Source organism: Bacteroides sp. ET71, assembly GCF_023336905.1.
GTDB lineage: Bacteria > Bacteroidota > Bacteroidia > Bacteroidales > Bacteroidaceae > Bacteroides.
On sequence record NZ_JAMBLS010000014.1, the window covers coordinates 60,091 to 81,544 of the forward strand.

Sequence of the window (21,454 nt, forward strand, 5' to 3'; positions counted from 1 at the left end):
TCTTTTTAAAGGTAATAAGTAAAAGTGGCAACGGCGTCCGGCACGCCTCGCGCCGTTGCCCGGGTATATAAACCTATTGAAGTGTCATCGTGTAGGTTGCTTGCACCAAGTCGACCGTCAACAGGTAAGTGCCATTCTCTCCGCTGAAGGGGATGTTGGGCACATCGTCCGCACCCTGGTAAACCAGGATGCCATCGCCGCCTCCCAAGGCCAAGCCCCAATCTTCATTCAGTATGATTTGGAATCCCCACGGTGTCTCGCCCGTAATTTCGACGGTAGCGGTGTAGACACCCGGCGTGTCCGAAGCAGTCATGGATTGCAAGTCCCAGTTGTCGTTGAAGCCACAGCAGGCCACCTCTTGCACCGCCGTCAGGCTGTAGGTCAGGGCGCCCAGCGAGACGTTCATGAAGTACAGGCCCGGTTCGGGAGCCGGCAGATTGGCGGTGCTCTTGAAGAGCAGCGTGCCCGCATAGGCATCGCCTTCGCCAAGGGCATAATAGTCGTTCCAGTTGTCGCGCTCGATGGCAATCTGGTAGCCCCATTCCGAGTTGACGTTGGCCACACCCGCATACGACTGCGTAGCCGCATCGTACAGGCGCAGGTAGTTGTCGAACGTCCAGGCGCCGCTGGTCAGGTCGTCCACTCCGGGAAGGAAGACCAGCGGATTGGCGGTCACTTCCCCGCTGCCGCTACCGCTCTGCACGGTGGCTGTCCAGTGTGCGGGGTCGCTCAGGTCGATAACCAAAGTACACTCGCCTGCCTCAGGGATATCTACGGCAATGTCTCCGGGCTGGTCGGCCAAGACAAGGGCATCGCCCTCCTGTGCGAAGGAGATGGACGTGGGTTTCGCAGCCGCATCGTCGGTGGCGCTGGTGCTGTCGTACAAGCTCCCGTCAGCCGAGAGGCGGATACGGGCCGTGCCTGCCTCGGCGGCCTGGAAGACAAGCGTCCAGCGGTTGTTCGGGCGGTCGAACTCGGGCGTGCCCGCGATGTCTCCCTCCAACGTCAGGGCCGGAAGCGACAGGGCGGTCCAATATGCCTCGTTCACATCGGCCACGACGTAATAGCAACCGGAAGGTTCCGGGAACCAAAGATTCCATTTGTTCTCTGCCTCGGAGAGCGTGAACGGATTGTCGTCGATGGGAGCGGCGCCCCAGATGCGGCCGTCGCCTTCGCGGAGGTAGAAGTTGTACCAGCCCGAAACACCGAGGAAGCCCTCGTAGTGACCGTCGGACTGCGGCGAGTAGAGGTTCATGCCTGTCTCTGCCTGCGAGCTGTCCAGCACGTACAGACGGCTCATGTCTATCTCGTAGGGCGTGACGACAACGGCCACGGTGTTGGTGTACACCGGTTGCATGTTAGCCCCGGAACGCGCGCCCAAACGGAAGTAAACAGAGGTAGCCGTACCTACTTCGGCACCGACGTTCCGGGCCAGGGCATTCAGCGTGGCGCCGGTGTACGCCTTGGAATAGGATGTCTCGGAGGTTTCGACCACGGAAGAGAAGTTCTCGTCGGTCGAGGCTTCAAGGCTCATGCTCATCAGACCATCGGGAGCGGACAGAGCAGGGTCGCTCACGGCAAGGTTGTCGGTGGACCAGGCCAGGGACAGGACGATTTCGTCGCTGCGTTCTTGCGTCAGCACAACAGCGTCCGACGAAGCGACCAGTTGGCCCGGTTCGATGCTGTTCAGGTATAGTTTGTCTTCGTCTTTCTCGCAGGCGGTCACTGCCAGCAGAGGCAGCAGGAAGAAGAACGTGTTTCGTAAGAATGTTTTCATGTCAATCTTTGTTTATTGTTTAACAGATTAAAGGACGAAGCGTCAATATCCTTCGTTATAAAGGTTCGGATTGGCGGTCAGCTCGGTAGAGGGGATGGGATAGTAATTGAACTTGCCGTCCACCGCTTGTCCGTCGCGGGCGCCTCCCTTCCATTGCCACAGGTAGTCGGCTGTGGTGAAGCGGTTGTAGCGGATGAGGTCGGTGCGGCGCACGCACTCGGTGTAGAGCTCGCGGGCACGCTCGTCCAGCAGGAAGTCCGTAGTCATCTGCGCTTCGACGATGTTGCCCGACGTGTCTCCATAGGCACGCTCGCGCACCTGGTTCACACAACCCAAGGCTTCGGCGGCCGTGGCTCCCTGCCCGCCGCGCACGACGGCTTCGGCCAGCATGAGGTAGACGTCGGCCAGGCGGAAGACGGGGAAGTCGGTGCTGGCTCCGTCGGAAGTGGTGTTCGAGGCTGCCTGTCCGTCGTCGGTCAGGTTGGTCCACTTGACGGAGAGGTAGCCGTAGGCCTGGTTCTCGACGACGTCGATGTCCAGTGTCTGTCCTTCGGTGTAGAACATGGCGCGGCGGTCGCCGTCGGAGAAGAGGGAGGGAAGTTCGCCGCGCATACGGAAGTTACCCCAGCCGGACACGGCCCCGTAGTCGGCCGGATTCTGCGTATCGGAGGCGTTGTTGATGGCGCCGCAAATCAAGTAAGTGGTGGTTCCCCAAGACGTGGTGTGGAGGGCGTCGACGGGGAAGGCGAAGATGATTTCGTTCGTGCGCAGGTGGTTGTCGGCGTTGAACAGCTTGGCATAGTCTTCTTCCAGCTCGTAGCCGGCCTCCATTACGTGGTGGCAATAGGTGATGCAGTCCGTCCAGCGGGCTTCGCCGGTATAGACCTCGGCGTTCAGGTAAAGGCGGGCCAGCAGGGCATAGGCGGCTTGCCGGCACGCGCGGCCATACTCGCAGGCGGTGCGGTCGAGCAGGTCGCCGTCTATGGCCTGGAGCTCGCTCTCGACGAAGGCGAAGACTTGCGCCGAGGTGTAGCGCGGCGGCACGTAGCCGACCACGGGGTCTGCCTCCGTCACGAAGGGGATGTTGCGGAAGAGGTCCATCGCATGGTAGTAGGCCAGGGCGCGGAGGAAGCGTGCCTCGGCGCGGTAGTGCCTGATTTCTTCCTGCTCGGCTTCGCTAAAGGAGGCGATGCGCTCGTCGGTCGCGTTGCGCAGGAACTCGTTGCAGAGGGCGATGTTGTAGAACAGGCGGTAGTACATGTCAGACACCAGCAGGTCGTTGGCGTCCCAGGTGAGGTAGGTCAGCCCGGTCATGTTGTCACCGGCCAGCCAAGTGTAGACGACCTCGTCCGTGCCGCACTCTTGCATGTTAAAGTAGTTACGCATATAGTCCCAACCCTTATTGGAAGTGAGGTCTGCTTTTCCGCCGCCCTTCTCCTGTCCCGCAATGGTGAAGGAGACGTAGAGCTTGCCGAGGACGGCCTTGTAGTTGTCGACCGAAGTATAGACCGTGCTCGAGGTCTGCTCGATGTGGGGCAATTGGTCGAGGTCGCCCACGCACGAGGTGGTCAGCACTGCGCCTGCCGACAGCAGGGCGAGGCTGAGCGTATGGAATATCTTTTTCATCATAGGTATCTGTTGTTAAGATGATATTTGTTTCTTTCTAAACGATTGTTTTTCAATGTTTCGCGGCAGCGTTGCTTCCCGTCCGCAAGAGCCGTGCCCGCAGTGCGGACGGAGGCGGCCCCGTGTTCGGAAGAAGCAAGGGCCTGTCAGAAGTCGAAGCCCAGCGTGAGCGAATAGGTGCGCGGACGCGGATAGAACGAGGCGTCCATGCCGCTGGGCACTTCGGGGTCGGCGCCGGAGTATTTCGTGATGCAGAACACGTTCTGTACCAGCAGGCTCGCGCTCAGGCCGAACCACCGGCAGACACGGCCGAAGTTGTAGGACAGGGAGAGGTTGTCCATCTTCAGGAACGAGCCGTTCTCCACGTAGTAGTCCGACAGGTGCTGGCGGCTCTGGAAGCCGGTCTCCAGGTAGCTGTGGTGCAGGTTGTTCAACTGATAGGTGTTGTAGCTCATCGTTTCCCAGGCGCCGGTGTTCATGGCCATGCCGTTGTACACGTAGTTGCCCACGTTGGCCCGCAGGCTGGTGCTCAGCGTCCACTTCTTCCAGTTGAGCGAGGTGCTGAAGCCGAAGATGAAGTCGGGCGTCGGAGACTTGTAACGGTAACGGTCGCTGGAGTTGATGACTCCGTCGCCGTTCAGGTCGGCGTAAGCCCCTTCCACGGGTCGGCCCGTAGCCTCGTCATAAAGCTGCTTGTACACATAAAACATGTACGGTTCGAAGCCCTCGCTCAGCACTTGCACGCAATGGCCGTCTATCCATGCCCCGGCCTCGATGTTCGTGGCGGCACCGCCCTGCACCAACGACAGGTTCTTTACCTTCATCTTCTGCCACGTCATGTTGAAGCTGACGTCCCAGTTCCAATCCTCGGTCTTGACCGGGGTAGCGTTCAAGCTCACTTCGAAGCCCTGGCTGTCCACGTTTCCCACGTTCGTCAAGATACTGCGGTCGAAGTTCACCCCGGCGGGCGAAGGCACCGTGGCCAGCAGGTCTTTGGTCTGCCGGGTGTAGTAGTCGAAGCTACCCGTGATGCGGTCGTCCAGGAATCCAAAGTCGAAGCCCACGTTCCAGGCCGTGGTGGTCTCCCACTTCAGGTCGGAGACGTATGCCTCCGGGCGATAGGTGTAATGGTACTGGGTGCCGAACAACGCCTCTGCCCCGGTCTGGCTGATGGTATAGACCGGCAGGTAGTTGTAGTTGCCGATACCTTCCTGCTGGCCGGTCACGCCGTAGCTGGCGCGCAGCTTCAGGTTGCTCAGCACGGGATTGTCTTTCAGGAAGTCTTCCTCCGTCACGCGCCAACCCAAGGCCACCGAGGGGAAGGTGCCCCAACGGTTGTCCGGACTGAAGCGCGACGTGCCGTCGCGGCGCACGGTGGCCGTCAGCATGTAGCGCGAGTCGAACGAATAGTTCAGACGGGCATAGTACGACAGAAGCACGTGACGCTGGTCGGAAGCGGCGATGGTGTTCTGCGCTGTGCCCTCGGTATCAAGCTCGTCATACGCCGGGCTCGTCGTCTTCCAGTACTGATAGTCATAGCCGACAGTAACGTCCACGTTGCTCTTCCAGCTCTCAAAGTACTTGTTGTAGTTCAAGTAGGTGGTGAGCAGGCGGTTCACATTCTTCTGAGGACCGTACTCATAGTCACGGCCATGGGTGGTGGCGTACTGGGCGGCGTAGGCCGGCACGTAAATCTCGCCCTGCCCCTTCGCATGGTCATAACCTAAGGTGGCGTGGAACTTCAGCTCGGGCAGGAAGTGCATCTTGTAATCGACGTCAAAGTTACCCACGAAGCGCGACACGCGGCTGGTCGACTTGTACTGCTTGATAGCACCTACCGGGTTCACCGTACCGCCATTGACCAACTGGCCCACATTGTCCGTGGCTTCCGTGTATCCGCCGAAGGTGTCGTTGCCCGAGTAAACCGGCAGTGTGGGATTCCACGTGGCGGCGTTCCAGATGGCGTCTGTATTGGCAAAGCGGTTGTTGTTGAGCGAGCCCTTCACGTTCAATGTTAATTTCAGGTGGTCGTCGAAAAAGCTCGGAGTGAGCGACACGCTCCCTGTCAGGCGCTTCGCCTTGTCTGTATCAAGCAGGCCGTTCTGCACATAGTAGCCCACCGATGCGCGGATGGGGAAATTCTCGGCCACACGCCCCGAAACGCTCAGGTTGTTGTCCGTGCCGTAGGCCAGGCGGTAAATCTCGTCGTTCCAATCGGTACGGGCAGTGCCCAACAAGGCTCGCTGGGCAGCGCTGCCCTGTGTGTTGACCACGTTGACAAACTCGTCATAAGTCAGCATGTCCGTCAGAGCCGTCTTGGTCTGGAGCGACTGCGTGGTGCTGAACGAAACCTTCAGGCGGCCGCTGCTCCCCTTTTTGGTGGTGATGATGATGACTCCGTTCGAGGCACGCGAACCGTAGATGGCCGTCGACGAGGCGTCCTTCAGGATGGTCATGCTTTCGATGTCGTTCGGATTAATGAGCGAGAGGAAGTTGCCGCTGTTTCCGCTGATGCCTCCTGTCTCGAGGGGCACTCCGTCCAGCACGATGAGCGGGTCGTTGGAGGCCGTCAGCGAGGCACCTCCACGGATGCGGATGGTGCTGCCTGCCGTGGGCGAACCGCTGTTGCTCATAATCTGCACACCGCTCACCTTTCCGTTAATCAACTGCTCGGGCGAAGCAATCAGGCCGGCGTTGAAGTCTTCGCTCTTCACGTTGGTGACCGAGCCGGTCAGGTCGCTCTTACGCGTCGTACCGTAACCTATCACCACCACGTCGCTCAATACCTGCGTGTCAGGTTGCAACTTCGCAAACACGCGTCCGTCGGCAGGGACAGGCACCACGAGCGTGTGGTATCCCACGTAAGAAATCTGTAGTTCGCGGGTTCCGTCGGGCACCTTCAGGACAAAGTTCCCTTCCAAATCCGTAATCACACCGGTCGAAGTTCCCTTCGCCGTCACACTGGCTCCAATCATGGGTGCGTCGGTCTCGTCGACCACATGTCCCGAAACCTCTCTTCCGCCCTGAGCCCAAAGCGAAGGAGCCATTCCCAACCAAGCGATGCACAACAAGCACAAGCACAGCCGTTGTGTCACGCCTACATTCCATAACTTGTTCTTCATAAGTAACATTGGTGTTTTAATGATATATAAGTAATTAGTATCAGGTCATTTCATTCCAACCAGATTTCGCCCAGTTCCAGTACGGCTTCCTTGCCGGCCGGCTGCTGCGTGACGCGCAATTCCAACGACTCGATGTCTGCCGCCCTCAAGGGAAGCTCCGTCTGCGGATGGAAATAAGCATCCAGAAAAGAGGGATAGGCCAAGGGCAGCAAAGCGGTGTCGGTCAGCTTCAGCTTCGACAAGGGGATGCGCACCACGCCGTCGGCATCGGCTGCCGGACAAGCAGCGGCATACGTATAACCCATGGCCGTGATGAGCCCGACCTGCAAGCCGCGGGGTGCAGACTTGAGGTGCAGACACAACGTGCGGCATCCGGCCAACCGTTCTGCCCTACCCTGCAAATCGTCTTTCACGTAGCGGCGCAGGAAACAGGTCTCACCCTCCTTCTTCGGGACAAACGTGATACGAGCAGAGAGTTTGTCGGTCAAGGCCCGCTGCACCGGCTGCACACTCACCGAACTCCATTCGGGCAAAACATACAGTTCGGCAGACGAGACGGCAGAAGCCTCATCCAGCAGCAGCAAAGGCGCGTCGGCCGGCTGCACATCGGTCTGCCAATACGAGTAGTCCGTATAATCCCAATCCAACGGGCTCTTGGGAGTCCCAGCCGGGAAGGTCTGTTTCCTTCCTCCGGCAAAGACCACGATGTTGTAACGATACGTACCTTCCTTCAGTTCGGCGGCGGGCACCGTGGCCTGCCACGTATATCCCTCCACCCGCCGCATCTTGACAGATGGATTTGTTTCACTCCAGAACGATACTTTATCCGTATAGACAACGACAGAGTCGGGTTGCACAGGGCCGGCCACCACGGCAGTCAACGTCATGTCGCGCCCGGCATCCACACACTTCCAAGGCTGATGGCGGACGATGTACCCCTCTTCGAGCGAAGGAACAGACACGTATTCGCCCAACGTAATGTTCTGCCAACGGGTGTCTCGGTTCCATGTACAGGAAGGCGTCACCCCGTCGCGTTGCAACAAATACACCCCGGGAACCAACGCAGCGACGATGCCGTTCGTCACTACGTCCCGACGGCGATTGCCTTCGTTCAGCCCCGTCACGCTGAATCGCGTGCCCAAGTCCGGGATGCGCAGTGCCATGTTCCAGGCGTTACAGATAAGCTGAACCACCTTTTTGTCCAACGACGGCTTGGCAAACGGGTCGGAGGCTACCACAGCGTCGGGCATCACTTCCAACCTCCAGACGCCTTCTTCCAGACGGTCTATCCAATAAACACCCGTCCCTTCGTACTGCACCACGGGCGAACTGCCGCACCCGACTATGGCCTGAAGTCCGGCGGGGTCTTTCGGCGTTGTCTGCGTGTTGTTGGAGTAGAAGAACTTGCGCCCATCGTTCAGTTCGGCCAAATCGTGGGCATAACTGACACGGAAATCATGAAACAGCGTGTCGGCCGGATATGGGGCGAACCGTTCTCCCCGCCCGACAGCCTGCGCCGCTTCTGCCGCCACCATCAGACCCACAGCCTTGCCCGGCGTATAGGCCACGTTCAAGAAGTGCGTCTGATACTCGGTGTTGTACGCGGCCATGTCTATCGGGTCGTAAGCGAACTGCGTTATCCACTGGAAGCCCGCCGAGCGGAAAGTGCGGACAGTGGCAGGATACATATAAGTGCAAAGCAAGTCGGCAGGGTCGAACTCATAAACCAGGCGAGCCTTGCGGTCGAAGCCCTTCACGCCGGAGAACGGAATGGTGTATTGCTCCACCGCCGGCAAACAGTTACCTTGGCGAGTGTGCCCCGAGACCAGGCCCGTGGGGTACCACTGGTAAGTGGTTCCTTCGATGTCCGTATCGTAATAAGCCTGGACAACCTGGCCGTTGTGGCTGACGTTGTAAAAGACCGGTTTACGGTTGCCTGCCCGCTTCAGGGCACGGAGCATCCGCTCGATATAGTCCCGCGTTTCGTCCACCGAACCGACGTGACAAGGCTCGTTATTGATTTCAAAGCCCACGATGTAAGGGTCGTCCTTGTAGGCCAGGCCGGAATAAGCGTTGACGTGGCGCACCAAAGCTGCCACGTAGCGTTCTTGGGCGGCAATGGCTTCAGGCTCTTGGTGGATGCTGCACTTATCATATTTATAGGAATAGGCACCCGTCGGTTCGTTCCGTTCGGGATAGCCGTTGCCGAAGTTCGTTTGCAGGGTGATTACAGTGCGGATACCGCGTTCTTCCAGCTTGCTCAGCAGGTAGTCCAGCAAGTCAAGATGGTCGTTCTCCAGCAGATTGCCCACGGAATCGGTTAACTCCACATCCCAAAGATGAATACGGTAGGCATTGATGCCCAGGCGCGCCAGGTGATAGACGTCGCGGTCGATGGCGGCCTTGCGGTCGATGCCCAGATAGCCCATCGCCCGATAAGCGTGCGCGAAAGGGAGTGTGTAGTTGACTCCGAAGAAAGAAGCCTCGGCCTTGGTGTCCGACCAACGCATTACGCCCTTGCCATCTATAAAAACAGTGGGTACTTTTTCGTCTGCCCGAGTCGGTGAAACGACTGACAACAAAACGGTGAACAGGAGTAGAAAATGTTTCTTCATGCCATCAAATTTAAGTTGATAATCTTCGATGGCAAAGATAGATTACGCCCGTCTTCCTGCAAAGCAGAAATCGGACATAAAAGGATAAAAAACGGACTAATACTGCTTAGGAGTCACTCCGAAGGCGTTTTGGAAGCATTTCGAGAAGTAAGAGTGGTTGGAAAAGCCGACCATGTACATCACTTCGGCCACGGAAAATTTGTGTTGCTTCAGCAGGATGGCTGCCTTCTTCATGCGGATGGACTTGATGTACTCCACGGGCGTCAGTCCGGTCAGTTGCTTTATCTTGCGATACATCTGCTTGTTGTTGGTCGACGTCCATTCGCACAAAGCATTGACGTTAAGCTCGGAGTCGGAGATGTGTTGCTCGATAAGCTGGGTGACGGCGGACAAGAACTTCTCGTCGTACGACACGGCCTCTATCTCCTTCGGAGTGGCGATGGCCTCCATCCGCGCTTTGGCTTCGTAGGTCTGGCGGTTGGACAACAGTTGCTCTACCCGTGACAGAAGGATGTCCGGCTCAAAAGGTTTGGCGATGAAGGCGTCGATGTGCAGGCGGATGCTTTCCAGCTCGGTCTGCTTGTCCGACTTGCCCGTCAGCAGGACGATGGGGACCGTCGACGCGGGCACGTATTTCTTGATGCGACGCACCATCTCGAAACCGTCCATGACGGGCATCGAGACATCCGATATAATAAGGGCAGGCACGGTCTGGAGCACGATGTCGAGGCCTTCTTTGCCATTGCGCGCCATCCGGCAACGGTAGCGTGCGTGCAACACCTGGTAGATGAAGTCTGACGTGTCGGCATCGTCTTCCACCACCAACACGACGGGGGCATCGTCTGGAGCGGAAAGCGTGTCGGCTGCTGGCTGCGGCGCGTCGGTTTGCGGTTCGGGCGGAAGGGCATCGGCAGGCGGCGAATCGACTGCTGCCACGACAGGGAGCGTCAGGACGACCGTTGTGCCGATGCCTTCGTCGGAGTGGAGACGCACGCTTCCGCCGTGCAGTTCGGTATAGGTCTTTACCAGATAGAGGCCGATGCCTGTCCCTTCTTTCTTGCCCGCCGTCCGCGACGACTGGAAGAATCGCTGGAATACGTAGGGCTGGTCTTGCACGGGGATGCCGACTCCGGTGTCGGCCACGGTTATCTGCACTTCTTTTCCGCCGTCGGCCACGTCCAGCGAAAGCGTCACCCGCCCGCCTTCAGGCGTATATTTTACGGCGTTGGACAGTAGGTTGTCCAGAATAGATTCCAGCTTGACAGCGTCCATTTGGATGTACAGCTTGCTTTGCGCGGAACGGAACTCAAAGTCCAAGGTTTTCCTCTTGGCCGGGTCGTCGGCATAGAGGGCGAGGAGGTTGCGGGCAAACTGTACTAGCTCGATTTGCGACTGTATCAGCAGCAGGTTGCTCCCACTGTCCACGCGGTTGACGTCCAGTCCGCTGTGGATAAGCGCGTTCAGCTTCATAGCGTTCCTTTGCACCTGTTCCAACAGTTGCTTCTCCTGCTTGTCGGCCACGTTCGGCAGCAAGCGGCTGATGGGCGCGATTATCATGCTGAGCGGCGCCTTCAGGTCGTGCGACAGGTTGGCAAAGAAGTCCATCTTTGCTTTCGACTGTTCCAATATCTTTTCCTTCTCCAGACGCACCAGCTTCAGGCGGCTTTTCACGCGGAAGAAGTTCACCATCCAGGCCAGCAACGCCAGGGCCAACAGCCCGTACGCCGCCTTGGCCCACGAGGTGTAATACCAAGGCGGCAGGATTTCGATGTCCAGCACGTAAGGTTGCCTGCCGGACGCCGTGCTTGCATCTGCCCGGTCGACAACCAGGTGATGCCAGCCGTAGCCCAAGTTGTTGAAGGAGATGCGGTTGACACCTGGCTGGAGGAATGTCCAGTCGTTGCCCGCCTCTTCCCAACGATATTTGAAGCGTGTTTTTTCTTCGACCGCATAAGGCAGGTCGGACAATTCGAAAGCCAAGTTGCGCTGGTGGTGCTTCAGCCGCAGACGACGGGCGTAGCGGATGCCGGCATCGGCCTCATCGGGTGCGGGACGGTAGGGCTGGTTGTTTACGAACAAGGCTGTCAGGCGCAGGGGACGGTGCGGTCGGTCTTCCAACAGGCGGGAGGGCGAGGCCACGGCAAAAGCGTCTACCAGCCCCAGGTAAAGCAAGCGGTCGGTGCGGTCGAAGTACATGGCGGTGAAACGCTGTTCGGACACATTGAGGCGGCGAAGGGAGGTCGCCTCGCGGTCGGCTACCCAGAAGCCGTCGGTGGTAGAAATCCAGATTCTGCCCTCGGCCTCTTCCATGGCCAGCACCTCGTAACGGCTGTCGGTGCCGAAGGTCAGCTTGCGGACGCTTTCGTCCGACGGGTCGATGCGCATCACACCGCCTTGGAAACCAATCCAAATGTAGCCGTCGCTGCTGCAGCGGATGCAGTTGGGCGACTGGCCTCCCTCCAACGCGCCGGAAGCCGCGTGCGTCACCCGCCCCGTGCGGGGATCGATTCTCTCGATGCAGTTGACGGCGTTGTAAAGCAATGCCCATACCTGCCCGTTGCGGTCTTGCACCATCTGGTTGACGAAGAGCCCCGAAAGGCCGTTGTCCGTGGTGTACATCTGCCGCGCCACGTAGACGTCTTTCCCTCCCTTTAACAATTCCTGTTTGTCCATCACGAAGATGCCGCCCAGGCAAGTCGCTATCCACAACTGTCCGTCGCGGTCTTCGAACAAGCTGTACGCCCAGTTGGCGTTGTAGCGGTGGGTGCTGTCGACGATGTTATAGGACACGAAGCGGCGGCGCACCCCGTCGTAACGGTTCACTCCCCCATCGGTGGCCACCCACAACTGGTTGTCGCGGTCTTCGTAGAGTTGGCGGACACGGTTGTGCGACAGGGGGAAGCGGGCGTCGTCCATCTTATGCCACTCGCTCTCGAAAGCCGGGCGTCCCTGCGCGTCTGTCGCGTTGCGGAAACGTATCAGCCCATTAGCGCCTCCGAACCAGAAACAGCCGTCGTGCCCGCGCAGCATGGCGTAGAAGCGGTTGCCCTCGCCCGTGCCTGTCAGTGCCGCCAGCGGCACGGTGTGCAGAGAGGCACGACGCTTCGTCATCGAGATGCCGTAGTCGGTGCCCAGCCAGATGTTACCGTCGTCGTCGTTCAGTATCGTCCAGACTATATTGCTGGAGAGCGAATGTGGGTTGCGCGAATCGTGCACAATGTGTTCCAGCCGCGCCCGGCCGTCGTAGACGTACAGGCCGTTGTCAGTGCCCGCCAGCAGACAGCCGTTGGAATCCAGGGCGAGCGACTTCACCGAGTTGCTCCCGAAGCCTCCGACGAGCGAGGTTCTGCCGTCACCCAGGTGGGCGTACTTCAACAAGCCACCTTCCATGCCTATCCAGATACAGCCACGCTCCTTGTCTTCCAGCAGCACGTTGACAAACCGGTTGCTCTTGCCGCGCCGCGAGGGCAAAACCACCGGTTCGTAGCCCGCTCCGTCGCCCTCCGCCAGCCGGCAACAGCCGTCGTAGGTGCCCACATAGAGCCGTCCGTCCGAAGCCGGCAGCAAGGCGTAGACCGTGCGGTGGGGCAGCCCGGCGCTGACGTCGGCCAGTTCGCCCGTATCCGGGCAATAGGTGTACAGCCCGTGCAGCGTGCCCAGCCACCAGAGGCCGTCGAAACGGGCCAGTGCACGGATGTCTTTCGGGAAGGTGACGCCGGTGTCGACATACGCGTCGTGCCGGTAGTCGTAAATCAGCAGACCATTGTCGGCACCGAAATACAGATGCGTACTGTCTGCCACCGCCCCGCAGTAGATGCGCGTGTTATTGAATGTGCCGAAGTCGAAGAACGGCTGAACCGAATAACCGTCGTAATTGAACAGCCCCCTGTCGGAGCCAATCCACATGATTCCCTCCGTGTCTTGCAACAAGCAACTGATGACCGTAGCCTCCGCCCCCAACCCGATGCGATGGAACTGGGTGTATTCGGGCCATGCGCCGGCGGCACGCGTCGGCAGAGGAAGCAACAAGGGCAGGAAGCAACACAGGAAAATGAAGCGTACGAATGGGTTCTGCATGGTCTGTTCACTAAAGGTCCTGACAAACGTACGGAAAAAGTCTGGAAAAACCGCACAAATCGACCGGAAATCTGCCGAAAGAACCGACGTTCCGCCCGGAAGGAGCCGACAGGACGCACGACAAGGCTCGCCCTTCCGGACAAGAGGGGTGGTTCTTACGCACAAGAGCCGCGCCCGTCCCGCACATCAGGCAAAGCATTGCCGAACCGATGCCGCGCATCGCCCTCCGCCTAAAACGGATGCTGGAGCCACTGCCGCTGCTGGGGGAATAACCCGGACGGAGCTTACCAATGGCGGTCGCGGCGCAGCCACTTGTCCACGCGGCGGCGCACAGCTTGTGTTATCAGTTTGAAGTTGCCGTAACGAAGGTTCAGAAACAGTTCCTCGAACGAACGAGCCACCTTTATCCACGGATGGCGCCACCCCATGATGCGGTAGACGCGCTCCTTGTAGGCCGTGTTCTCGACCACGTAGCGCGGATGCTTCAGCGGGAAGTCCACTTCGTGCCGCTTCATCGTGAAGATACGGCGGTAGCCGCGGGGCATGGTCTGCGCCGAACCGGCAAAGTGCGTAGAGTCGGCCACTGCACCCAGGTTGTTAATCATGTTCCGCGTGGGCACGATGCTCAGCCCGGAGCCAAGGAAGACGGAGGCCTGGAAGATAGTCTCATAGTAAGCCTTCTTGTTCTCGCGGTGGCGGCGGCACATGTAGAGGAAGTCTTTGCGGTATCGGCGGGCGGCAATCAGCTCCTTCAGCCGGCACATGGCCTCCGGGTCGTCCAGAAACGTGTAGTGTTCGTCCCACGTGTCGACCACCCTCTTCCAACTGGCCCATCCCCAGATGGAGAAAGTCGTGGCAAAAAAATAGTCGGCAGACACGCCGGGCGTCACCTCCTCGGTGTTGAAGCCGGCAATCATGCTGACGCGCGTGTCGTGCTCATACCTGTCCAGCAGTTCCTTGCAGAACCGGAAGAAAGAAACGGCAGGCACATCATCATCCTCCAGCACGATACACTTATCAGAAAGCGAGAACGCCCACTTCTGCGCCATGTACTCCGAAGGGTCGCAGCCATAGTTTTTTTCCTGGTAGTTGCGGTGCACGTCGCACTCCCAGTCCACATCGTCCACCACGCGGCGGCAAGCCTCGATGCCAGGCATGTCGTGCGGTCCGCGGGGCCCGTCCTGGTAGAGATAAAGGCGGGCGGGGCGCGCCAGCTTCACTTGCCTGAACACAGCCTCCAGTTGCGCAGGCCGGTTAAAGAAAAGAATCAGGACGGATACGTCTACAAGTGCCGGTTGTTTCATGTCTGTCAGTAGTTTGAGTGAAGAGAATCCGAGCCGAAAGATAACACGTCGGGGCAATGGCCCGCCACGCGCTGCTGCTCCTGCTCGTCATAACGGTGCAGCGTGGGGTAGTTGCGGCGCAAGAAGGCTTCCAACCGGGCGGGGGCAGTCACCGTCAACGGGCCGAAGGGCACAGAGCGCAGGTCGCGCACGTCTTCTTCCGCAATATAGTCCGTGGTCGTGACGATGTTGCTGAAACAGCGGGTACGCCGCCCGTTGGCCGCAGTCTGGGCAGCCAGCATCAGCCTATAAATCTGTTTCTTGCTGAGGAAAGTGTCTACCAAACGGTTCAACAGGCAGGGCAGCGGACCGCGCCGGCTGGTACAGCCTGAGCGGCAACGGCCAAAGTATCGCCACAACCAAGCCTCCTTGCCCATGAGGCAGCACTTCAGAAAATTGACTGCCGCCCGTTGCAGGCGGTGCGCCCAGCGGTTGTCCGGCACGCGGTCGAAAGGCAGGATGTCAATATAGATTCCCTGATGCATGGGCACATCGCGAAAGAGCGACTCGACAAAAAGCGTCCCGTTCTTCTTTAGCTTGGCATAATAATAAGGCGTATGCGGGTCGGTGCCCATCCAGGAAAGGAAATAATCGGGTCCCAGTTCAGCCGGCGCCACTTGCAGGAAACGGTCGTAAGCATCGCGCGTCATGCCGATGTCCACATCGTCGTCCCACGGCAAGATAGCCTGGTCGTACAACGCTCCGATGGCTGTTCCCCCCACCAGAAAATAAGGAATACCATGCTTACGGCACACCCGGTCGGCCTCTCCCAAGAGGTCGTAGAGAACGGCGTGCAGGCGTGCCAGTTCCTCCGAAGTATAGGTCCTTTGTTGAATCATGGCTGCGGAAGTAAGTTCATACCTGCAAAGGTAAGACTTAAATGGAAAAACGCGCACCTTTCTCCCCGAAATATTCTGTATGCAGGTAGTTGTCTGCCCACCGGGTGCGCCCGGCAATGGGCAGGCGGCACACCGTGGGAAAATCTTCCAGACGGCAATCGGCCGGACATATACGCGGATACAACAGTTTGGAAAGATACAGGCTGGGACCCGGCGTCACGCTCCCCACAAAAAGCGAAGCACCTTTCAGAATCTCCATCGAAGCCAGGAAACGGACCATGCGTGTCCGCTTCTCACCGGCATTGGCACGGGTAAAACTACGGTTGACATAGCCCTGCTCTTCGGGCGTACAGAGCGTGTGCCAGCGAATCTCAGGTGCCAGTTCCTGCAAACGTTGAAACAGCCGATAGTCGTCTGTCAAGACAAACACTTCCTGCCCCGGAGCCTGCTCGCGCAGCAAACGCACATAATGTTCGGGCGGCAAGAGTGCTGTCTCCATCACCTTGTCCCCACCACGTATCTGGCAACCGGCATACGACGGTGGAAGATGCAAACCGGAAGCCAACTGTGCACACTCCCGGCGCACCGGCTCGTTCAACCGCCAGGCAATGGCATCCGCCACCCGGTAAGCAGCCAGATAATCACCGTCAATCCCCAACTCCGGGATAACAAAACGACCCTCCGGACGGAAACGCACGTGCTGGCTCAGCAACGTCCGCCCTCCATAGGCCGACCACGCCAGCCAGCAGCCCGCCCAATGCCGCCAACCGGCCTTCAATTTCCAACGGAGAAGGCGCAGGCAGCGTTCTTCCCAAGCTTTTCGGCAAACCACCGGCCAGGAAGGAAGGCGGTAAAGATTGTAAGTATGGTGAAACGCCTCGTGCACCAAAGGGCAGAACGGACGGAAGTAATCCTCCCAGCCGTGCGCATAACCGAAGTTGGCATCGTCGGCATAAAGGCGGAACTGCACTTTCTGTTGCAAACAATAGAGCAAAGCGTGCAACAACGTATTGTACTCGGCAAAGAAACCGGCATCGATGCCCGTGTGATAAATCAAGGCCGTGCGGAAAGAGTCATTCAACGCCTCGTATCTTTCGTTCAAGTCATCCATAAGCAACAATAGTTAACGGTTCATCCGTTCCCGGTAAGCATCACGCTCCAAACGTCCGCCCAAGCCGTGACAGACGCCCTGGAACCAGGCAAGCAACTTCGGGCCTTTCTGCCGCTCCATCAGCACGATGTAGAAGGGGCGCATCCACACCAGCTTGCGTACTAACCTGCGGTCGACATACTCCGGATAGGCACGCTGCAAATACAGAAAGGCACGGGCAATGTAATAAACACGCAGCGGTGAATAGTTAAGCGATACAGGATGCCAGCACAAGAAGCGCTTCGTCAGCGGATAACCCAACTCATGCTTCAACTCCCCGGCCGACACCTGAACGACGTGCCCCTCTGCCCGGCGCAGGCGATAACCGTACTCCACATCGATGCCGTCTATCACCAGCCGCTCTTCAAACGCGCCGACCTCACTCAAAGTAAACCGGGGGAATATGCTTCCTGAAACGATAAATCCCTGCGTCTCCACCCAGTCTTCCGTTGTTTTTCTTGAAACATTCACCCGCGGTACAAACACCACCGGCCGCTTGTCCTGCCAACCGGCAACCTGCCGCTTATAGGCTTCAAAGGTAGAAGGGACAAAGGCACTGTCCTGGTCCATTGTCAGCAGGTGAGTAAAGCCACCTTCTTCCAATAGACATACAGCCTCATTCAGTGCCTTACCGATGCCCACGTTTGCTCCCCGGCGATAGCGGATGACTTTCTTTTCTGCCTCAACCGGCAAAGACAAAACAGCCCCACCGGGCGTATTATCCCACAAGAAAAGAGCGTCTGCACCGGATGCATAGGAAGCCATGTTATCGGCCACCTCCGGTGACGGATGGAAAAGCGTAATTAAAGCAAGGATGCGCATGGTCAAGTGCTTGTTAATAGATTAAACGACCTGCTTCTTCCGGAAATAGCCCCAAGCCTCACGCAAAGTGGATACCCCAGCCACCCACATGATGCCGATGTACAGCAAAACCGCAATGGCTATCTTTACCGACAAACGCAAGTAGATATTATCGACAGAAACGGTAAGGATATGGGTAATCAGCATGACCCCCACAGACACAACTGCATAAGGAGCCATGTCGCGCAAGGCAAGCCACCAGCTTAAACCTTTGCCACGCCAAGCCAACCGATGCCACACGGGCAACCAACCGACACAGACAACGACATATGCCCATACGATAGCCTTTATGCCCCAAGGATGTGCCAAAAGCACGCAAGCCAACAAGACAAGTCCGGACAAAATGATGTTCCACATAAAGACATCCGACCGTCCCTGGCTGATGATGAACTGCTGATACAAGCCGACAATGGGAACAAAGGCCCCGCTGACGCACATCATCTGCAAGAACGGCACACTGGGCAGCCATTTATCCGTCACGGCAATAACCGTCAGCTCCTGTGCCACGAGTGCCAAACCCAACAACGCAGGGAAAGAAACAAACGCAACAAAACGCAACAACTTGCGGAAAACACGCCGTTGGCGCTCGGCATCATCGGACACACCGGCCAAAACAGGCTGGGCCACACCGTTAATCATGCCCAGGATGCACAGTTGTCCCATGCCGCTCCATTTGTTTCCCTGGCTGTAATAACCCACTTCGCGCTCGGAATACAACTTACCCAGCACGATACTCAGCAGACTATTATTCAGGTGATTAAAGATGTTTGTCAACAATAGCTTAAAACTAAAGCCGAACATCTGGCGCAAAGGAGAGAAATCGAAACGGAACGTAGGCCGCCAGGGTGAGAAATACCAGTAACATGCGGTCTGCACACTGATGTAGACCAAGGTCTGAGTCGCAATACCCCAATACGCAAATCCGCAATAAGCCAGCGTAACGCCCGTACAGCCCGATACAAAAAGAGATAACATAGATGCAATGGCTTTCTGCCGGGTCATCAGATGGCGGAACAAATAAGCATTGTGAGCAATGCCGCAACTGGACACCCAAAAGCCCAGAAAAGAGTAACGAGCCAACGGTGTCAATTCGGGATTGCCATAGAAACGGGCAATAAACGGCGATGCCCAGAACAACAGCCAATACAGACAAGTCCCCAACCCCACGTTAAACCAGAACACGGCGTTGTAGTCGCAATGTCCGGCATCCTTTTTGTTGACCAAAGCGGCCGTAAATCCACTTTCCTGCAAAGAACTGGCTACTAAAGAAAAGATGCTCAGCACCGCCACCATGCCATAATCATCCGGCGTCAGCAGCCGGGCCAGGAAGATACCGAAAAGGAGGTTCAGCAACTGCTGCACGCCGTTGCTGATACCTCCCCAAAACAGTCCGCGGGCGGTCTTCTCTTTTAATGAAGAATGAAGAATGGTCGCTTCGCGACGGGATGAAGAATCTTCGGAGGAGGCGGCACACAGCTTTTTATTCGTCCCCTTTAGTTCCTCTTGGCAAGGAAATTCTTCATTCTTCATTCTTCGTTCTTCATTCAGAAGGATTACTTCACCTCACTGCCCGGCTTCACCTCGCGCAGCACCGATGTCACAGCCAGCGAGCCGTCCCAATCTTCGGCACTGAGAATCATGCCTTCGCTCACCAGGCCGTTCTTAAACTGGCGGGGAGCCAGGTTGGCGATGAACAGCACCTGCTTGCCCACCAGCTCTTCGGGCTTGTAATGCTGGGCGATGCCGCTCACGATGGTGCGGTTCTCCAGACCATCGGCAATCTTGAACTGCAACAGTTTCTTCATCTTGGGCACTGCCTGACACTCCAGTACCGTGCCCACGCGGATGTCCAGTTTCTCGAACTCCTCGAAAGCGATGACCGGCTTCACGGGATTAGCCTTGTAGTTGGCAGCCTCGTTGGCCTTCTTCGTGGCCAGCAGCTTGTCTACCTGTGCCTGGATAGTCTCGTCGTCAATCTTCTCGAACAGCAACACCGGCTCGCCCAACTGATGGCCTTCGGGCAGGAGGTCTGTGTGTCCCAGGTTGTCCCACTCCAAGTGCTCCACGTTCAGCATCTCGCGCAGCTTCTTGCTGCTGAAGGGCAAGAACGGCTCGAAGGCAATGGCCAGATTGGCCACGAGTTGCAAGGCAATGTTCAGGATGGTGCCTACACGCCCCATATCCGTCTTGGCCAGCTTCCAAGGCTCGGTATCGGCCAGGTATTTGTTGCCGATGCGCGCCAGGTTCATGGCCTCTTTCTGCGCGTCGCGGAACTTGAAGACATCCAGCAGGCGCTCCACCTCGCCCTTGACGTCGGCAAACTCTCGCAGAGTCTCCTGGTCGTAGGCATTTAGCTCGCCACACGCAGGCACTTTGCCGTCGAAGTATTTCTTGGTCAGTTGCAGGGCACGGTTCACGAAGTTTCCATAGACGGCCACCAGCTCGTTGTTGTTGCGCGCCTGGAAGTCCTTCCATGTGAAGTCGTTGTCCTTCGTCTCCGGGGCATTGGCCGTCAGCACGTAGCGCAGCACGTCCTGCTTGCCGGGAAAGTCCTGCAGATATTCGTGCAGCCAGACGGCCCAGTTGCGCGAAGTCGATATCTTGTCGCCCTCCAGGTTGAGGAACTCGTTGGCGGGCACATTGTCCGGCAGGATGTAGCTGCCCTCAGCCTTCAGCATGGCGGGGAAGACGATGCAGTGGAAGACGATGTTGTCTTTGCCGATGAAGTGAATGAGGCGCGTTTCAGGGTCTTTCCACCACTTTTCCCAATCGTCGGGCAGCAGTTCCTTGGTGTTGCTGATGTAACCGATGGGCGCATCGAACCATACATACAGCACCTTGCCCTCGGCACCCTCCACCGGCACGGGAATACCCCAGTCCAGGTCGCGGCTCACGGCACGGGGTTGCAAGCCCATATCCAGCCAACTCTTGCACTGGCCGTAGACGTTGGGGCGCCACTCCTTGTGGTCCTCCAATATCCATTGGCGCAACCAAGCTTCGTGCTTGTCCAGGGGCAGGTACCAATGCGTGGTCTCCTTCATCACCGGCTCGCTTCCGCTGATGGCGCTCTTGGGGTTAATCAACTCCGTAGGGCTGAGCGTCGAGCCACACTTCTCGCACTGGTCGCCGTAAGCGCCCTGTGCATGGCAGCGGGGACATTCGCCTGTGATGTAGCGGTCGGCCAGGAAAGTCTTGGCCTCTTCATCGTAATATTGCATGGAGGTCTTTTCGATGAACTCACCCTTGTCATAGAGCTTGCGGAAGAAATCCGAAGCCGTCTGATGATGCACCTTCGACGTGGTACGGCCATAGACGTCGAACGAGATGCCGAACTCCTCGAACGACTTCTTGATAAGTTCGTGATAGCGGTCTACGATGTCCTGCGGCGTGCAGCCCTCTTTCTTGGCGCGGATGGTGATGGGCACCCCGTGCTCGTCGCTTCCGCCGATGAAAAGCACGTCCTGTTTCTTCAGACGCAGGTAGCGCACATAGATGTCGGCGGGCACATACACCCCCGCCAGGTGTCCGATGTGCACCGGACCGTTGGCGTAGGGCAAGGCCGACGTCACGGTGGTACGCTTGAAATTCTTTTCCATAATCATATCTATCTATATAATAGGCTATACGTTAAAAGCTTCCTTGTCATAGAATTTGCAAAGATAGCGTTTCTTTGGCAATCTGCGAAAGAGAAGATAGGCAAATTAATGCTGACAAGTTTTCTGCCACTAAATAACAGTTCCTGTCAGACAGGTCACTCACCCAAAATCTGCAGGCTTTCTATCAAGATAAATGACCCGCAGGTTTTAGAGTCTGCTTAAAAATCGTTCGCTCTGTGTCACACTATTTTATTATTACGAACCTGTTCTCTTTCCGAGGTTTTGATGCGGGATAATCACCGTCAATATATCCGAGAATCACGAAACAGCGGGCAGCCATCGTGTCAGGTATGCCCCAGTTCCGCAGGATTTCCTTCCCTTCGGGACATAACAGGTAATTTCATAGATTAAATACCGATTCAACACTTTAAGCCAAGCAAAATTACTC

Annotated in this window: 11 protein-coding genes; all 11 read right to left on the reverse strand. The window is 57.5% G+C overall.

Annotated features, from left to right (window positions below; all coding sequences use genetic code 11):
- Positions 1-73 precede the first annotated feature (73 nt).
- The 11 genes from M3090_RS09145 to metG all read right to left on the reverse strand — a co-directional run bounded on the left by M3090_RS09145 (position 74) and on the right by metG (position 21,006).
- Positions 74-1,777, reverse strand: coding sequence for a DUF5114 domain-containing protein (locus M3090_RS09145; RefSeq protein ID WP_249055445.1), 1,704 nt, complete (start codon positions 1,775-1,777; stop codon positions 74-76).
- Between the two features lie 42 nt (positions 1,778-1,819).
- A complete protein-coding gene (locus M3090_RS09150; RefSeq protein ID WP_249055471.1) occupies positions 1,820-3,403 on the reverse strand; it encodes a RagB/SusD family nutrient uptake outer membrane protein in 1,584 nt (527 codons plus the stop codon).
- A 146-nt stretch (positions 3,404-3,549) separates the two neighbouring features.
- Entirely contained in the window at positions 3,550-6,525 is a 2,976-nt protein-coding gene (locus tag M3090_RS09155; RefSeq protein ID WP_249055448.1) for a SusC/RagA family TonB-linked outer membrane protein, read from the reverse strand.
- Between the two features lie 50 nt (positions 6,526-6,575).
- The gene (locus M3090_RS09160; protein WP_249055450.1) at positions 6,576-9,140 is read right to left on the reverse strand and encodes a hypothetical protein; all 2,565 of its coding nucleotides are present in this window, start codon (positions 9,138-9,140) and stop codon (positions 6,576-6,578) included.
- A 96-nt stretch (positions 9,141-9,236) separates the two neighbouring features.
- Entirely contained in the window at positions 9,237-13,217 is a 3,981-nt protein-coding gene (locus tag M3090_RS09165; protein WP_249055453.1) for a two-component regulator propeller domain-containing protein, read from the reverse strand.
- Positions 13,218-13,501: 284 nt separating this feature from the next.
- Positions 13,502-14,521 (reverse strand): hemolysin activation protein, encoded by a 1,020-nt coding sequence (locus tag M3090_RS09170; RefSeq protein WP_249055455.1) that lies wholly within the window; start codon positions 14,519-14,521, stop codon positions 13,502-13,504.
- A 5-nt stretch (positions 14,522-14,526) separates the two neighbouring features.
- The gene (locus tag M3090_RS09175) at positions 14,527-15,399 is read right to left on the reverse strand and encodes a phosphorylcholine transferase LicD (protein WP_249055457.1); all 873 of its coding nucleotides are present in this window, start codon (positions 15,397-15,399) and stop codon (positions 14,527-14,529) included.
- A 37-nt stretch (positions 15,400-15,436) separates the two neighbouring features.
- Positions 15,437-16,510, reverse strand: a complete 1,074-nt coding sequence (locus M3090_RS09180; RefSeq protein WP_249055460.1) for a hypothetical protein — start codon at positions 16,508-16,510, stop codon at positions 15,437-15,439.
- Between the two features lie 12 nt (positions 16,511-16,522).
- Positions 16,523-17,371 carry a glycosyltransferase family 2 protein gene (locus tag M3090_RS09185; protein WP_249055463.1) on the reverse strand — a complete coding sequence of 283 codons (849 nt, stop codon included), beginning with the start codon at positions 17,369-17,371 and terminating at the stop codon, positions 16,523-16,525.
- A 21-nt stretch (positions 17,372-17,392) separates the two neighbouring features.
- Positions 17,393-18,838: a lipopolysaccharide biosynthesis protein gene (locus M3090_RS09190; RefSeq protein ID WP_249055475.1), complete on the reverse strand. Its 1,446-nt coding sequence runs from the start codon at positions 18,836-18,838 to the stop codon at positions 17,393-17,395.
- Positions 18,839-18,963: 125 nt separating this feature from the next.
- A complete protein-coding gene (gene metG, locus M3090_RS09195; protein ID WP_249055465.1) occupies positions 18,964-21,006 on the reverse strand; it encodes a methionine--tRNA ligase in 2,043 nt (680 codons plus the stop codon).
- Between the last annotated feature and the right edge of the window lie 448 nt (positions 21,007-21,454).

Bases quoted from the DNA above. Each gene is read 5' to 3' on its own strand.
- M3090_RS09145 (WP_249055445.1), bottom strand. From the start codon at position 1,777: ATGAAAACATTCTTACGAAACACGTTCTTCTTCCTGCTGCCTCTGCTG.
- M3090_RS09150 (WP_249055471.1), bottom strand. From the start codon at position 3,403: ATGAAAAAGATATTCCATACGCTCAGCCTCGCCCTGCTGTCGGCAGGC.
- M3090_RS09155 (WP_249055448.1), bottom strand. From the start codon at position 6,525: ATGAAGAACAAGTTATGGAATGTAGGCGTGACACAACGGCTGTGCTTG.
- M3090_RS09160 (WP_249055450.1), bottom strand. From the start codon at position 9,140: ATGAAGAAACATTTTCTACTCCTGTTCACCGTTTTGTTGTCAGTCGTT.
- M3090_RS09165 (WP_249055453.1), bottom strand. From the start codon at position 13,217: ATGCAGAACCCATTCGTACGCTTCATTTTCCTGTGTTGCTTCCTGCCC.
- M3090_RS09170 (WP_249055455.1), bottom strand. From the start codon at position 14,521: ATGAAACAACCGGCACTTGTAGACGTATCCGTCCTGATTCTTTTCTTT.
- M3090_RS09175 (WP_249055457.1), bottom strand. From the start codon at position 15,399: ATGATTCAACAAAGGACCTATACTTCGGAGGAACTGGCACGCCTGCAC.
- M3090_RS09180 (WP_249055460.1), bottom strand. From the start codon at position 16,510: ATGGATGACTTGAACGAAAGATACGAGGCGTTGAATGACTCTTTCCGC.
- M3090_RS09185 (WP_249055463.1), bottom strand. From the start codon at position 17,371: ATGCGCATCCTTGCTTTAATTACGCTTTTCCATCCGTCACCGGAGGTG.
- metG (WP_249055465.1), bottom strand. From the start codon at position 21,006: ATGGAAAAGAATTTCAAGCGTACCACCGTGACGTCGGCCTTGCCCTAC.